The sequence below is a fragment of the Chitinophaga sp. genome (genome assembly GCF_017745275.1).
In the GTDB taxonomy this organism is placed as follows: domain Bacteria; phylum Bacteroidota; class Bacteroidia; order Chitinophagales; family Chitinophagaceae; genus Chitinophaga.
In genome coordinates this window covers 1,130,702-1,145,065 of record NZ_JAGHZS010000001.1, presented here as the reverse complement: position 1 = coordinate 1,145,065, position 14,364 = coordinate 1,130,702, and the positions used below count along the sequence as shown (strand labels likewise).

The following is a 14,364-nucleotide window of genomic DNA, read 5'->3' as shown; positions in this document are numbered from 1 at the left end:
GAATCTTATAATTCTGAACAAGTAATTCTTATAAAATAAAATGGCAAAGAATTCATTCAATAAAGTAAAGGCTGGTGATCTGGAGCTGAAAGAAAAAGTGGTGGCGATCAACCGTGTTACTAAAACCACAAAAGGCGGTCGTACATTTAGTTTCTCCGCACTGGTAGTAGTAGGTAACGAAAACGGTGTTGTTGGTCACGGTCTTGGTAAAGCGAAAGAAGTACAGCAAGCGATCACTAAAGGTATAGACGATGCGAAGAAGAATCTGATCAAGGTTCCTGTTATGCACGGTACCATTCCTCACGATCAGTTTGCTAAAGAAGGCGCTGCCAAAGTGTTAATCAAACCAGCTGCTCATGGTACTGGTGTGATCGCGGGAGGTTCTATGCGTGCAGTGCTGGAAAGCGCTGGTGTAACCGACGTATTGGCTAAGTCTTTAGGTTCTGCTAACCCCCACAACGTGGTAAAAGCTACCTTCAAAGCACTGGGTCTGTTACGTGAACCTATTAGCATCGCTAAAACCAGAGGCGTTGCCCTGAAGAAAGTTTTCAACGGATAATTATTACCCCACTCTCCCCGGAGAGTACCGGTACTTTCCTCCGTGGAAATTTTGAAAATAATTCATTAACAATTAAATTACTCCGCCTTTAAAAGCGGATAGGGGTTTATGGCAAAGATTAAGATCACTCAAGTGAAAAGTGGTATTGACCGTCCGGAAAGGCAGAAACTGACCTTGAAGGCACTGGGCCTGACGAAGATGCACGCTACTGTTGAAGTAGAAGCAACTCCTCAGATCCTGGGTATGGTCCGCAAAGTAAATCACCTCGTATCGGTAGAAACAGTAAACGCTTAATTTAAGTAACACTGCTGTGGGATTGTCTGCTGATAATCTTACCTTTACATTTGTGACTTTACCATTTTTATTTTAGAATAAGCGAGCGGTTAATTTCCGCGCAAGTAAAACAATTAAACATGAATCTGCATTCATTACAGCCTGCACAAGGCGCTGTACATAAAGAAAAACGTCTTGGACGTGGTGAGGCTTCCGGTAAAGGTGGTACCTCTACAAAAGGTAACAAAGGTATCCAGCAACGTGCTGGTTACGCGAGCAAAAGAGGCTTCGAAGGTGGCCAGATGCCGATCCAACGCCGTATGCCTAAACGCGGTTTCATCAATAATAACCGTGAAGAGTACAAAATCTTCAACCTGGGCCAAATTGATCAATTAGTTGAGAAATACGGTCTCCAGGAGTTCAATCTGGAAAACCTGTTCATGAACGGTCTGATTAACAGAACAGCTAAAGTTAAGATCCTCGCTAACGGAGAAATCAAAACCAAGGTTACTGTTAAAGTAAACGCTATCAGCGAAAAAGCTAAACAGGCCATCGAATCAGCAGGTGGAACAGTAGAACTGGTATAAGACTTTACGACTGAGGAGACGCCTACGGAGTAGTGCGTCTTTTCATATTTAATAGCGCTATTAAACCTTTATCTTCCTGTGAAGAAATTTATCGAAACGATTAAGAATATTTGGAGTATTGAGGATTTGCGTAACCGCATCCTGACCACCCTGCTCCTGGTCCTCATCTACCGTGTAGGATCCTATATCGCTTTGCCTGGCATTGATGCAAACGCGCTGACCAACTTTGAGAAAAATTCTAATCAGGGTATCTTAGGTTTGGTAAACATGTTTGCGGGCGGATCGTTTTCAAGGGCCTCCATATTTGCATTGGGTATTATGCCTTACATCTCTGCGTCAATTGCTATTCAGCTGTTGACGATAGCAGTTCCTTATTTTCAGAAACTGCAGAAAGAAGGTGAAAGCGGCCGTAAAAAGATTAACCAGTACACCCGTTATCTCACAGTAATAGTAACAGGTTTCCAGGCGAGCGCTTACGTAGCTTATCTGCGTAATCAATCCGGTGGCGCTATTATCCCTGAGTATGGCTCCTTTTTCTTCTGGCTCTCTACCACCGTTGTACTTACAGCAGGTACCCTGTTCGTAATGTGGCTCGGTGAAAAGATCACAGACAAAGGTATTGGTAATGGTACTTCCATCATTATCATGATGGGTATCCTCGCCCGTTTGCCACAGGCACTGGTCGCTGAGTTCTCCAGTAAGGTGGCAGGTGAAGCGGGTGGCCCGATCCTGTTCCTCATTGAAATTGCAATCTTCATCCTGATTACTGTTGGTCTGATCCTCCTGGTACAGGGTACAAGAAAAATACCGGTAAACTACGCAAAACGTATTGTAGGCAACAAACAATATGGTGGTGTACGTCAGTTCATTCCACTGAAAGTGAATGCAGCTGGTGTAATGCCTATCATCTTTGCCCAGGCAATCATGTTTATCCCGGCAACTGCGATAGGCTTTGCTACTTCTTCTGAAAGTGCATCCGGCTTTATCCGCATCTTTAGTGACCACACTAATGGCTGGTATAACCTGATTTACGCGGTACTGGTGATCGTATTTACTTACTTCTACACTGCGTTGATTTTCAATCCAACCCAAATGGCGGATGAAATGAAACGTAACAACGGTTTCATTCCAGGTATTAAACCTGGTAAAGCTACCGCTGATTACATCGGTGCTGTAATGGATCGTATCACATTGCCTGGTGCATTCTTCCTGGCATTGGTAGGTATCCTCCCAGGTGTAGCTGCTGCCTTCAAGATCAACAGCAACTTTGCTACCTTCTTCGGTGGTACATCTCTGCTGATCATGGTAGGTGTTATCCTGGATACACTGCAACAGATTGAAAGCCAACTCCTTATGCGCCATTACGATGGCCTGATGAGCACCGGCAGAATCAAAGGCAGAACTGCGCCGGCTAATGCATAAGTGTTTGAACACGAAAGTGTTATGATAACAATAAAATAGCCACAGAAGCTTCTACGCTTTAGTGGCTATATTATTTAACAGCTGTTAGGAGTTAGCCGTTAGCTTTTAGCCAGATGTGATTGGCTAAAAGCTTGATTATTATCAGATAACTGCCTCAGCTCGCTTTTATGGTATTATCATTGCCATTAGAAGTTCCAATATTAGTAGCAAAATAGCATTAGTCTAACCGCTAATAGCTAACAGCTAAAAGCTCAATGTATGATTCACTATAAGACGAAGGAAGAAATAGAGCTGATGCGCAAAAGTGCTTTGCTCCTGAGTGCGGCACTGGCTGAAGTAGCCAAAAACCTGAAACCAGGAATGAGCACACTGGAAGTAGACGCTATTGCAGATAAGTTTATTGTGGAAAACGGCGGTACTCCTTCTTTCAAAAATTACAAAGGATTTCCTAACGCCTGCTGTATTTCTGTGAATGAAGAAGTAGTGCACGGTATTCCTAATGATTACGTGCTGAAAGATGGTGATATCCTGACAGTAGACGTTGGTGTTTATATGAATGGTTATCATTCAGACAGCGCGTATACTTTTGCCATCGGTAATGTTCCTGAAAATGTACTCCGCCTGATGACAGCTACCAAAGCAGCCCTTTACAAAGGCATCGAAAAAGCAGTGATAGGGAACAGGATAGGAGATATTTCCTACGCCATACAGGAATATACTGAAAAGGAACGTGGTTATGGGGTAGTAAGGGAATTGGTAGGACATGGCCTCGGCCGTAACCTGCATGAGGACCCACAGGTACCTAACTATGGTAAAAGAGGAAGCGGGCCGGTGATGAAAGAAGGTTTGGTGATTGCCATTGAACCAATGATCAACCTCCGCTCCAAAGACGTAGAATACCTGGAAGATGGCTGGACAGTAGCTACCCGTGATGGTAGCCCTTCAGTACACTTCGAACACACCGTAGCTGTTGGCAAAGGCAAGGCAGATGTGCTGTCTACCTACGTGGATATAGAAAGAGAAGAGAAGAACAATCCTGCATTGAACTCAAATTATTGATTTGGGCATTTGCAATTGTCTAAAATAAGCGCGTTTAAACGACTCGTCAGACAGGATTTGGCACAAAAACCGGCAATAATAATAAAAATAAGGGTAAATTTTTCTATTTCAAAAGATAAATGCTATCTTTGCAGTCCTAAAAATTTTTATGGCAAAACAGGCACTCATTAAACAGGATGGAATTATATTAGAAGCCTTGTCGAACGCTATGTTCCGTGTAAAGTTGGAAAATGGGCATGAGATCCTGGCCACCATTTCTGGAAAAATGAGAATGCACTACATCCGCATTCTGCCAGGAGATAAGGTTGGCGTAGAGATGAGCCCATACGATTTGTCAAGAGGCCGTATAATATTCAGATACAAATAAGCCGGAACGGGTAGAGGCGATTGGGAGAATAATTTAATAAATATCATAACCTTTTATAAAGTATTAATCATGAAGGTAAGAGCTGCAATCAAAAAAAGAAGTGCGGATTGTAAAATAGTTCGTAGAAAAGGTGTTTTGTTGGTAATCAACAAAAAGAATCCTCGTTTTAAACAACGCCAGGGTTAATCGGTTCCCATAACGGAATTTGATTTTTTAATCAGAATCATAAAATCTAAAATAGAAATATGGCACGTATAGCCGGTATAGATCTTCCTAAAAATAAAAGAGGAGAAATTGGCCTCACCTATATCTTTGGTATAGGCCGTTCTACCGCCCAATATATCCTGAACAAGGCGGAAATTGATTTCAATAAAAAAGTGCGGGAATGGAATGACGATGAACAAGCTGCCATCCGTAACATTATCAACGGTGAGTTTAAGGTAGAGGGTCAATTGCGTTCTGAAGTACAAATGAATATCAAGCGCTTGCTGGATATCGCTTGCTACCGCGGTCTGCGTCACAGGAAAGGCTTACCGGTAAGAGGTCAGCGTACACGTACCAACAGCCGTACCCGTAAAGGTAAGCGTAAGACAGTGGCTGGTAAGAAAAAAGCAACTAAGAAATAATAAATAAAATCCCAGGTTGAAATCCCAATTCCGAATCGAGGGGTTTCAATGACCGTGAGTCGTGTAAATTTGGGATCTGGAATTTCATATTTGGAATTTAAATCATTATGGCAAAAGCAAATAATTCAAAAACTGCTGCTAGTAAAAAGAGGGTAGTAAAAGTAGATAACTACGGAGATGTTCATATCTCTGCTAGCTTTAACAACATCATTGTTAGCATCACCAACAAGCATGGTCAGGTTATTTCCTGGTCTTCTGCTGGTAAAATGGGCTTCAGAGGTTCTAAAAAGAACACTCCATATGCAGCTCAGCTGGCTGCACAGGATGCTGCTAAAGTAGCTATGGACTCAGGTCTGAAAAGAGCAGATGTTTTTGTGAAAGGCCCTGGAGCTGGTCGTGAAAGCGCTATCCGTGCGATCGCCAACTCTGGAATCGAAGTGAACATGATTAAAGACGTTACGCCTTTACCTCACAACGGTTGCCGTCCTCCTAAGAAGAGAAGAGTATAGTAATATATATTTACGATATCCAGAAGCCAAATTTCAACAGAAGTTTGGTTTCTGGACATTGTAATTTACTATTAAATAAATGGGTGTATGATCAGGTTTTCAGATTTTTTGAAGAGCATACATCATTAACTAAAAAATCTAAAGTATATTTAAAACATGGCAAGGTACACAGGACCAAAGACCAAAATTTCCAGAATTTTTGGTGAACCCATTCTCGGCAATGGTAAGTATTTAAGTAAGAACAGCAACCCTCCGGGTCAGCATGGTGCTAACCGTAAACGCAAACAATTAGGCGAATACGCACTGCAGCTGAGAGAAAAACAAAAAGCAAAGTACACTTACGGTTTGCTGGAGCGCCAGTTCCGTAACCTGTTCGACGAAGCTACCCGTAGAAAAGGTGTTGCCGGTGAAGTATTGATCAAATTGCTCGAAGCCCGTCTGGATAACACCGTTTTCCGTCTGGGTATCGCTCCTTCCCGTCCTGCTGCACGTCAGCTGGTTTCTCACAAACACGTTACCGTTAACGGTATCGTTGTAAACACTCCTTCTTTCCAACTGAAACCAGGAGATGTGATCAGCCTGAAAAATAAAACTGCAAACAATTCTGCATTAACCAGCGTTATCCGTGGTAAAAATCCTAAATTCAGCTGGTTGGATTGGAATGAGAAAGAAATGAAAGGTGTATTCATTGCTTATCCTGAGAGAGAGAGCGTTCCTGAAAATATCAAGGAACAACTGATCGTAGAATTGTACTCTAAGTAATAAATAATTAGTCCATGGCCAGAAGGTCATGGACTAACCTCATATTTAACAAATAAATCTATCACATCAATGGCAATTTTAAATTTCCAGAAACCTGATAAGATCGTATTGCAGAAGTCTACCGACTTTGAAGCTCAATTCGAATTCCGTCCATTAGAACCAGGTTATGCTGTGACAGTCGGTAATGCGTTACGTCGCGTACTGTTGTCTTCTTTGGAGGGCTATGCCATTGTGGGTATTAAAATTGAAGGAGCAGATCACGAGTTCGCTACGCTGAAAGGTGTTACTGAAGACGTTACTGAGATCATTTTGAACCTGAAACAAGTACGTTTCAAAAGAATCTCTGAAAGTGATGTAACGAACGAAAAGATCACGCTGTCCATCAAAGGTAAAACAGAATTCCGCGCAGACATGATCGAAAAAGCCACCAGCGCTTTCCAGATCATGAACCCTGAGCTGTTAATCTGCACCCTGGACCCTTCTGCCAAGCTGGATATCGAACTGACTATCGGTAAAGGCCGTGGTTATGTTCCAGCTGAGGAAAATAAACCCAAAGATGCTGTATTTGGCTACATCGCAATCGACTCTATCTTTACGCCGATTAAAAACGTAAAGTATAGCATAGAAAATACCCGTGTGGAGCAAAAAACTGACTATGAGAAACTCGTAATGGAGGTTGTCACAGACGGTACTATCCATCCGGAAGAAGCAGTGAAACAAGCTTCCCGCATCCTGATTCAACACCTGATGATCATTACTGATGAAAACATCAGCTTTGATACTAAAGACACTGAAAAAGAAGATGTAGTGGACGAACAAACACTGCAACTGCGTAAGATACTGAAAACACCTCTCGAAGATCTCGATCTGAGCGTACGTGCATTCAACTGTCTGAAAGCAGCTAAAATCAATTCCCTCAGTGAACTGGTACAATACGAACAGGAAGAACTGATGAAGTTCAGAAACTTCGGCCAGAAATCACTCAGCGAAATTGAACAGGTATTAGGCGAAAGAGGTCTGCACTTCGGTATGGATCTGTCTAAACTGAAATTAGAAGAAGAATAGTTCAAATAACTTTTAGCCTTTAGTCCTTCGCCCTCCGGCAAGGGATTAAAGGCTAAAAATTTTATATCCAAAGGCTCTTAGCCAACCGCTATCAGCTTATATTTAAACAGACCTTACAATTCCTGACACGGTGTAAGGGTAAAAACAAAATGTCATGCGTCACGGAGTTAAATTAAACAAATTAAGCAGAACTGCTTCCCACCGTAAAGCCCTGATGTCCAATCTGGCTTGCGAACTGATCAGCCACAAACGTATCACCACTACCCTCGCTAAAGCGAAAGCACTGCGCGTGTATGTTGAGCCGCTGCTGACAAGAGGTAAAAACGATTCTACCCACAACCGTAGAATTGTGTTCAGCTACCTGCAGGATAAAGAAGCTATCAAGGAACTGTTCGGTACGATCAGTGAGAAAATAGCTACCCGTCCTGGTGGTTACACCCGTATCATTAAACTGGGTAAACGTCATGGGGATAACGCAGAAGTTGCGCTGATTGAACTGGTAGACTTCAACGAAATCTACGGTAAAACAGAAGAAAAAGCTGCTGCTAAGAAAACCCGTCGTGCCGGTGGTGCTAAGAAGAAAGCAGAAGAAGCAACTGAAACTAAAGCTGCTGATACTGCAACAGAAGAAAAATCTGCTGAGTAATCTTATATCTTACGATACGAAAAAAGAGGGTGTCATGTTGAATGACACCCTCTTTCCGTTTTATGGTAAGTCGTTTATCTGCCCACTTTCATTACAGTAACATCATCTATCACGATCGGATGCTTACCCGTATTCTTAAAATAAATACGCACTGTTTTCATATTATCGCCATACTCTTTACCCGTACGAAAGCGCAAGGCATGCCTGCCAAATGATTCACCACCCGCAGTAGTTTGTGATACCGCTTTTTCCATTTCTCCCGTAACCAACTTCACATTATCAACAGCCGCATACAGGTTACCCTGCCCGTTAGCCCAATAAGTGAGTTCATAAGGCACATCATTATTCAGATATACATATTGCGCTATTTCCTGACCAGGTGCCAGTAACAAAGCCTGTTTACCACTCCGCCTGATATCAGTAGAAAGGGTCACATCACCTTCCCAGGGTAATCCCTGCTGGTTGGCTTCAAAACCGGGATTAGGCAATTCATTTCCACCTTCCAGGGGCCATTGATAACCCCGGATATAATCTACTTCCATGTCTACAGATCCTCCGGCGCCATAGCTTCCCAGGAATACATTCATAAAGTGATTGGGTGAATATACCTGGTGCTTGTCTGTATAAGCTTTGATCAGCTTACCATTGATGTAATGTTTGATGCTGGTGGGCGTCCAGAGAATACCATGCACCACCCAGTTATTTTCATGAGTAAAGCCCTCAGCAATATGTGTCGCCAGGTTATGTACAAAGTTACCTTTCTCATCCACATGGCCATGCAGCACAAACTGCGCATCCAGGTTTTCAAATACATCTATTTCAAATACCTGCCCTTTAGGCCGGATACCGGTGGTCCCTTCCAGGGTAGTTCCTTCCTGCAGGTAGTACTTCAGGTCTGGTCCCGGAGAATCGAACCAGAAGGCCGTATTAAGCCCTTTAGGATGCCCGGTATAGCTTCTCTTTACTCTTACCTCAAAGTACCCTCCGCGGCTGTTATCGAGCTTATTTTCATTGGTTCTCCAATCATAGGTCTGAATAGACGAAATCTTTCTGTTATTACCAGGGTAAAAGGGTTTAACGGGAAGGGTGTCGTTCGTAAACAGGTGAATGGAATGACCGGTGAAAGAATAAGCCGCCTGTGGAAGACTGTCGTCCCGCATGGCCTGCAGGTTGTCCTTCTTCAGAAAGTCAATATTGGAATAATAGACAGTAAACCATTTACTCCTATCCAGTACGGTATCATTGAATTCATCATGCCAGAAAAGCTTCATGCCTTCTGGTACAGCCGCGGAACTGGAAATGTCAGGCGCTGTTGTGTCGAATGTTGATTTCACACTGCCTTTTACAGACGTTATGGGCGCAGCTGGTTGCTGCGCCCATAAGTTGGATGATATTAATAAAAACAGGCCAAACAGTTGTTTCATAATCACTAGTTATATCCTTCGTTTTGTTTGATAACACCATTGCTTTGATTCACCACGGATCTTGGTAAAGGCAACAGCACTTTATAAGACTGGGCAGTGGTGGAACCATCGTTTACAGCGCGTTGGATATAGAGATTCCAGCGAATGAGGTCATCTTTTCTCCAACCTTCTCCCCATAATTCAAATAATCTTTCATCCTGTAGTTTAGCCAGGAATTGACTTTTAGATAAGCCTGTTGGTAAATCGCCTAAGCCAGCTCTTTTTCTGACTGCATTAATTGCATCATAGGCTTCCTGGTTAGGTGCGCCATTGGCTTCGTTGATGCTTTCTGCCAGCATCAACAGCACATCTGCATAGCGGTAAATAGGAAAATCTACAGCGCTGTTTTGGGAGTTCGCTTTGGATGGATCCGGTCCAAACTTCATTGCCACCGCGCCCAGATCACCATTGGTTCTGGCATTCTTATAGATCACTTTACCATCAGCAGTTTTGCCTACCGGATAGCTTTCCAGTACTACTTTCAGGCGTTTGTCTTTTTTATCGAATTTATCATAGGTAGCCCATGGCATTTTATAGCCACCCCATGCTGTCAATGGAATGCCGGTTGAATCCTGGTAATCGCCGGGAAGTGAGTGAGCCAGCCACATATTGGAATACTGATCGCCTCCGGTAGCAGAGCATACTACTGCTAAAATTATTTCAGTAGAATTACCACCTTTGTTATTGATGTTGAAGTTATCCTCGTAGTTATTCACCAGGGAATATCCCATGCCGGTAATTGTTTTCCCGATTGTGACTGCATCATTCCATCTTTTTTCATGCATATACAACTTCATCAATCCGGTGAGGGCAGCGGCTTTGGAAAAGCGTCCATAGTCTTGTCCGGTGAATTTATCTGGTAACGCATCAGCAGCTTCTTTGAAATCCTTTTCAATTTGTGCTACTGTTTGAGCGATTGTAGGTCTTGGAACATAAGGTGCTTTTGGATCTGCTGCTACTTTGGCATCTGTTACAATGGTAAAAGGGCCATAGTTGAAATACAACATTTCTGCATAGTGGGCTCTCAGTCCTTTTAATTCACCCAGGTATCTCTTTTTCACTGTTTCGTCGATAGTGAGATTTGATATATCATTTAAAGAGATAGTGATCCGGGAGATATAAGGAGTATACCTGTTGTAGTTGTGTGTTACCCAGTCGAAATCCGGGTTATAGTTCAGTGCGCGGAGTGGGAGCCAGTTTCCTCCCCAGGCGCAAACGCCTTCGTCAGTAGTCATCATGGCTTGTGTACGCCATGCATAAGTACCGGCATCCCAGCCTCCCTGCCAATCGGCTCCACCAGCTAAGCCGGTGTAGGCAGCGTTTACATTTGCTGCGGCTCCCTGTGGAGTGGTAACAACAGAAGATAAGTCGCCATAACTTTTATAGTCAAGCCCCTTTTCACATGCGGTTAAAGCGACGGTACCTGCCAGCAGCGCTAATTTGAGTTGATTATATATACATTTCATGATTTCTCTGTTAATTGTTAGAAGGATACGTTAACGCCAAAAACATAGCTTTTCACCAACGGATACAAGTTGTCTGGATTCAGCTCCGGATCCAGTCCCGGATACTTCGTAATGGTGAATGGATTCTGTACATCAAAGGAGAAGCGTACTGCAGAAAATGTATGTTGCTTAGACAACATTTTTGCAGGAAGCGCATAACCCAGTGTGATATTTCTGCAACGTAAGAAAGATGCATCGATGAACCAGTAGCTGGCGGCATTCTGATACTGTGAATAAGATCCATCTGTTAAAGACGTTGGGAAATTTCCGGTTGGGTTCTGGAAGCTCCAGCGGCTGGAAGATACCGGCATCGCGTTAAAACCAAAACTGTTGGTAGTGCTTTCCTGTACTCTGCCTGACAGGTATGGTGACCATTTCTTTTGTACCAGTCCTGACATGAAAATGGTCAGGTCAAAACCTTTGTAGGAGAAGGTATTTCCTATACCGAAGTTAAACCGGGGATCCAGGTTACCGAGTAAGGTTTTATCAGCAGCACTGATAGCACCGTCCGGACTTGTTAAATTTCCATTGGCATCAAATCCATGAATATCTTTAATTATAAGACCACCGGGAAGCATGCCTGGCATATAGGATGGTATACTTGCTTTATCGCCTTTATAAAGACCGGTGGATTCATAACCATATGCGCCATTGTACAAGGCGTTTTTGCCGGTAGGAGCCTCCCATCTGTCCAGGCGGGCCTGCATTTCGGGGCTTCTCTTTACCCAGTAATTGAGATAGTGGGAGAAGTTGACACTGGTTGACCAGTTAAAACCGTTCGGTGAAACGATATTTCTGCTTTGTAAAGCAATCTCATAACCGGTAGAACGGGTTTGACCGGAATTGCTATAAACCCCGTCAATAATGAATCCTGATGGGTAAGGAACGAAGTAGATAAGATTCCTGATATTCTTGTTGAAGTAATCTACTGATCCACTTAGCCTGTTATTAAAAAAGGCAAAGTCCAGTCCGGCGTTAAACTCGCCGGCAGTTTCCCACGTAAGATTTGGATTAGCAGCACGTTTGAGTACCAATGCGGAATTAACAGTACCAGTTCCGAAGTAAGGGCTTAAACTGGAGTTGTAAAGCGCGAATGCTGCGGCCATTTCACTCACTGTTCCGGTTTTACCGAAATAGCTGTTACCAGTTTCGCCATATCCTGCTCTCAGTTTCAGGTACGATAAAGCTTTCAGATTTTGTAGAAAGGACTCATCTGAAATAACCCAGCCTGCTGAAACACCTGGGAAGTTACCCCATTTGATGTTTTGTGCAAAAACGGAGGAACCATCACGGCGAATGGAGGCTTGTAAAGTAACATTCCCTTTGAATACATAGATGGCCCTTGCAAAATACGACGCCCAGGTGGTTTGTGATTTAGAGGAACCAACTGATGGAGACAGTGCCTGACCTGACTGTAAGCTGTAATATTGAGATATATCAGAGAGAAAATTCTGATTGGCAGCGTTGAAACCTTCCCAGTCAGTTTTCTGATAACTATAGCCAGCCACCGCACTGATGGAATGTTTAGGCGACAGGGTTTTGTTATACGACAATGTATACTCCACCAATTTCACTTTCGCATCAGACTCAGAAATACCTGCCGAGCCATTTACTTTTGCGCCATAGCTAAAAGTAGTAGGGAAATACGATGATCTTTTAGAGTTAGAGTTATCCAGGCTGAAACGCGCGTTGGCTTTCAGGTCCGGGATAATAGTCCATTCCGCATATGCACTGCTCAACGCGCGGTTGGTAACTGTCAGGTCGGTAACTGTGCCATATGATAATGGGTTAGGAATATTGGAATAATATGGGTTGAGTGGATAGCTGCCATCAGCCTTTTGCAGGGGCTGTACCGGTGCCCAGTAAATTGCTGAAGTAATAATACCACCATTCTCATTTGCACCACCCGTAATGGTATTATTGGCAGAAGAATTAGAAAGGATAATATTAGCGCCTACTTTAATTTTGTCGGAAACTACCTGGTCAAGGCTCAAACGACCGTTATAACGTTTGTAATCCGTTCCGATGATCACCCCTTTCTGGTCGAAATAGTTACCAGAAGCAAAGTAGGTGGTTTTACCATTGCCGCCGGAGATAGAAAGGTTATGTTGTGTGGTAAAGCCTGCTCTGGTAATAGCGTCGGTGGCTTTTTCTGTATTGTTGCGGGCGGAATCGATCTGCCCTTTGGAATAAATTGGACTAAAAGGCGAAACAGTAGATGGATCAACGGTTCCATAATATGGTGCCAGTTTATTGTCACGGTACCACATTTCTTCTTTCAGCAAATTCCGTTGGTTCATGTAGTCGGCTGCACCATATACAGGATACATTTTATCAACGCGTTGTATGCCATAACTGCCGGTGTAATCCACCCTTGGTTTACCTGAGGTACCTTTTTTGGTAGTAATCAATACTACGCCGGATCCCGCTCTGGCACCGTAAATGGAGGCAGCACTTGCGTCTTTTAATATTTCGATGGAGGCAATATCGTTAGGGTTGATAAAGTTTAACGGCGATTTATCCACACCACCAATACCATATTTTGATCCGCCTACATTGCCACTGAGTTGAGGTTGATCCGCCGCGTCATTTACGGGAATACCATCTACTACATATAACACGCCACCATCTGCATTGGAAGGGTTACTTCTGATCTGTACTTTCACACCGGCACCGGGTTGGCCAGTGGCTTGTGTCACCTGCACGCCAGCAGCTTTACCCTGTAACGCAGATTGAAAAGTAGTGGTAGTACTTACATCCAGGTCTTTGCCTTTTACCGTTGTTACTGCACCAGTCAGGTTCTTTTTAGTAACGGTACCATAACCGATCACCACCACGTCTGTTAAGCTGCTGGTAGATTTTTTCAGCGTGACATCGATAGTAGTTTGACCCGTATAAGGAATTTCTTTAGGTTCAAATCCTACACTGGTCACCAACAGGATATCACCTTTGGTTACCTGCAGCTTGAAACTACCGTCGGTAGCGGAAATAGCACCTTTAGTACTTCCTTTAATAACCACGCTGACGAAGGGTATGGGATGCCCTTCCTCATCAACTACTCTACCCGTTACTTCAGCAAAGCTGCTGATAGTGGTGGCAGGGCTTTCTTTCTTTTTAATAGTGATTTCTTTGTCTTCTATGGCATAGGTCAGTGGCTGATCAGCAAAAACTGCTTTCAGGGCCTCTGCCAATGGCGCATTAGACAGGTTTACGTTAACCGGCTTTGCTGTGTTCAGGTAATCCTTTACATAAAAGAAGTTGTAGCCGGTTTGTGTCCGTATTTTACGGAGCACGGAATACAGTGAACTGTTCTTTTCGGAAAGTGTGACGTTCTGCGCACTGGCCGCAGCGCTGAGGCTGACGAAAAGAGCAAGTAATACCGGAGTGGCGAGTCGCATAAAAAAGATGATTTTTGAAGACAGGCAATAATGAGCCCTGCCCTCCTTGTCAAGAAGGCTTAATTTCATACCTTTACTTAGTTTGGTTTTGAATTAGATGTTGATCTTTCTACTGACGAAATT

14 protein-coding genes and 1 pseudogene are annotated in these 14,364 nt (G+C 43.4%); 12 read left to right on the top strand and 3 right to left on the bottom strand.

Annotation, left to right across the window (positions count from 1 at the left end; genetic code table 11):
• Nucleotides 1-40: 40 nt before the first annotated feature.
• The 12 genes and pseudogenes from rpsE to rplQ form a co-directional block, all read left to right on the top strand.
• The gene (rpsE, locus tag J7623_RS04600; protein WP_291917675.1) at nucleotides 41-559 is read left to right on the top strand and encodes a 30S ribosomal protein S5; all 519 of its coding nucleotides are present in this window, start codon (nucleotides 41-43) and stop codon (nucleotides 557-559) included.
• Between the two features lie 108 nt (nucleotides 560-667).
• Entirely contained in the window at nucleotides 668-853 is a 186-nt protein-coding gene (gene rpmD, locus J7623_RS04595; protein WP_291917673.1) for a 50S ribosomal protein L30, read from the top strand.
• Nucleotides 854-972: 119 nt separating this feature from the next.
• Nucleotides 973-1,419 carry a 50S ribosomal protein L15 gene (rplO, locus tag J7623_RS04590; protein ID WP_291917670.1) on the top strand — a complete coding sequence of 149 codons (447 nt, stop codon included), beginning with the start codon at nucleotides 973-975 and terminating at the stop codon, nucleotides 1,417-1,419.
• 78 nt (nucleotides 1,420-1,497) lie between these two features.
• Entirely contained in the window at nucleotides 1,498-2,841 is a 1,344-nt protein-coding gene (gene secY / locus J7623_RS04585) for a preprotein translocase subunit SecY (RefSeq protein ID WP_291917667.1), read from the top strand.
• 258 nt (nucleotides 2,842-3,099) lie between these two features.
• The gene (gene map / locus J7623_RS04580; protein WP_291917664.1) at nucleotides 3,100-3,900 is read left to right on the top strand and encodes a type I methionyl aminopeptidase; all 801 of its coding nucleotides are present in this window, start codon (nucleotides 3,100-3,102) and stop codon (nucleotides 3,898-3,900) included.
• 148 nt (nucleotides 3,901-4,048) lie between these two features.
• Nucleotides 4,049-4,267 carry a translation initiation factor IF-1 gene (gene infA, locus J7623_RS04575; RefSeq protein WP_012789309.1) on the top strand — a complete coding sequence of 73 codons (219 nt, stop codon included), beginning with the start codon at nucleotides 4,049-4,051 and terminating at the stop codon, nucleotides 4,265-4,267.
• 69 nt (nucleotides 4,268-4,336) lie between these two features.
• On the top strand, nucleotides 4,337-4,453 hold the full coding sequence (gene rpmJ, locus J7623_RS04570; protein WP_073083232.1) for a 50S ribosomal protein L36: 117 nt from the start codon (nucleotides 4,337-4,339) through the stop codon (nucleotides 4,451-4,453).
• A gap of 59 nt (nucleotides 4,454-4,512) precedes the next feature.
• Complete coding sequence (rpsM, locus tag J7623_RS04565; RefSeq protein WP_291917660.1) at nucleotides 4,513-4,893, top strand: 30S ribosomal protein S13; 381 nt, start codon at nucleotides 4,513-4,515, stop codon at nucleotides 4,891-4,893.
• Between the two features lie 107 nt (nucleotides 4,894-5,000).
• Complete coding sequence (gene rpsK / locus J7623_RS04560) at nucleotides 5,001-5,402, top strand: 30S ribosomal protein S11 (protein ID WP_291917657.1); 402 nt, start codon at nucleotides 5,001-5,003, stop codon at nucleotides 5,400-5,402.
• A 156-nt stretch (nucleotides 5,403-5,558) separates the two neighbouring features.
• Complete coding sequence (rpsD, locus tag J7623_RS04555) at nucleotides 5,559-6,164, top strand: 30S ribosomal protein S4 (protein WP_079470751.1); 606 nt, start codon at nucleotides 5,559-5,561, stop codon at nucleotides 6,162-6,164.
• 69 nt (nucleotides 6,165-6,233) lie between these two features.
• On the top strand, nucleotides 6,234-7,229 hold the full coding sequence (locus tag J7623_RS04550; RefSeq protein WP_291917653.1) for a DNA-directed RNA polymerase subunit alpha: 996 nt from the start codon (nucleotides 6,234-6,236) through the stop codon (nucleotides 7,227-7,229).
• A 154-nt stretch (nucleotides 7,230-7,383) separates the two neighbouring features.
• A pseudogene (gene rplQ / locus J7623_RS04545) lies at nucleotides 7,384-7,734 on the top strand (50S ribosomal protein L17); the annotation flags it as partial.
• 215 nt (nucleotides 7,735-7,949) lie between these two features.
• Here rplQ and J7623_RS04540 read toward each other — a convergent pair.
• The 3 genes from J7623_RS04540 to J7623_RS04530 are packed head-to-tail and all read right to left on the bottom strand — an operon-like array spanning nucleotide 7,950 to nucleotide 14,310.
• Entirely contained in the window at nucleotides 7,950-9,299 is a 1,350-nt protein-coding gene (locus J7623_RS04540) for a glycoside hydrolase family 16 protein (RefSeq protein WP_291917647.1), read from the bottom strand.
• 5 nt (nucleotides 9,300-9,304) lie between these two features.
• Nucleotides 9,305-10,804, bottom strand: a complete 1,500-nt coding sequence (locus J7623_RS04535) for a RagB/SusD family nutrient uptake outer membrane protein (RefSeq protein ID WP_291917644.1) — start codon at nucleotides 10,802-10,804, stop codon at nucleotides 9,305-9,307.
• A gap of 17 nt (nucleotides 10,805-10,821) precedes the next feature.
• On the bottom strand, nucleotides 10,822-14,310 hold the full coding sequence (locus J7623_RS04530; RefSeq protein ID WP_291917641.1) for a TonB-dependent receptor: 3,489 nt from the start codon (nucleotides 14,308-14,310) through the stop codon (nucleotides 10,822-10,824).
• Between the last annotated feature and the right edge of the window lie 54 nt (nucleotides 14,311-14,364).

What these genes read in the sequence shown, in the direction of transcription:
- rpsE (WP_291917675.1), top strand. Translation starts at nt 41, where the DNA reads ATGGCAAAGAATTCATTCAATAAAGTAAAGGCTGGTGATCTGGAGCTG.
- rpmD (WP_291917673.1), top strand. Translation starts at nt 668, where the DNA reads ATGGCAAAGATTAAGATCACTCAAGTGAAAAGTGGTATTGACCGTCCG.
- rplO (WP_291917670.1), top strand. Translation starts at nt 973, where the DNA reads ATGAATCTGCATTCATTACAGCCTGCACAAGGCGCTGTACATAAAGAA.
- map (WP_291917664.1), top strand. Translation starts at nt 3,100, where the DNA reads ATGATTCACTATAAGACGAAGGAAGAAATAGAGCTGATGCGCAAAAGT.
- infA (WP_012789309.1), top strand. Translation starts at nt 4,049, where the DNA reads ATGGCAAAACAGGCACTCATTAAACAGGATGGAATTATATTAGAAGCC.
- rpmJ (WP_073083232.1), top strand. Translation starts at nt 4,337, where the DNA reads ATGAAGGTAAGAGCTGCAATCAAAAAAAGAAGTGCGGATTGTAAAATA.
- rpsM (WP_291917660.1), top strand. Translation starts at nt 4,513, where the DNA reads ATGGCACGTATAGCCGGTATAGATCTTCCTAAAAATAAAAGAGGAGAA.
- rpsK (WP_291917657.1), top strand. Translation starts at nt 5,001, where the DNA reads ATGGCAAAAGCAAATAATTCAAAAACTGCTGCTAGTAAAAAGAGGGTA.
- rpsD (WP_079470751.1), top strand. Translation starts at nt 5,559, where the DNA reads ATGGCAAGGTACACAGGACCAAAGACCAAAATTTCCAGAATTTTTGGT.
- J7623_RS04550 (WP_291917653.1), top strand. Translation starts at nt 6,234, where the DNA reads ATGGCAATTTTAAATTTCCAGAAACCTGATAAGATCGTATTGCAGAAG.
- J7623_RS04540 (WP_291917647.1), bottom strand. Translation starts at nt 9,299, where the DNA reads ATGAAACAACTGTTTGGCCTGTTTTTATTAATATCATCCAACTTATGG.
- J7623_RS04535 (WP_291917644.1), bottom strand. Translation starts at nt 10,804, where the DNA reads ATGAAATGTATATATAATCAACTCAAATTAGCGCTGCTGGCAGGTACC.
- J7623_RS04530 (WP_291917641.1), bottom strand. Translation starts at nt 14,310, where the DNA reads ATGAAATTAAGCCTTCTTGACAAGGAGGGCAGGGCTCATTATTGCCTG.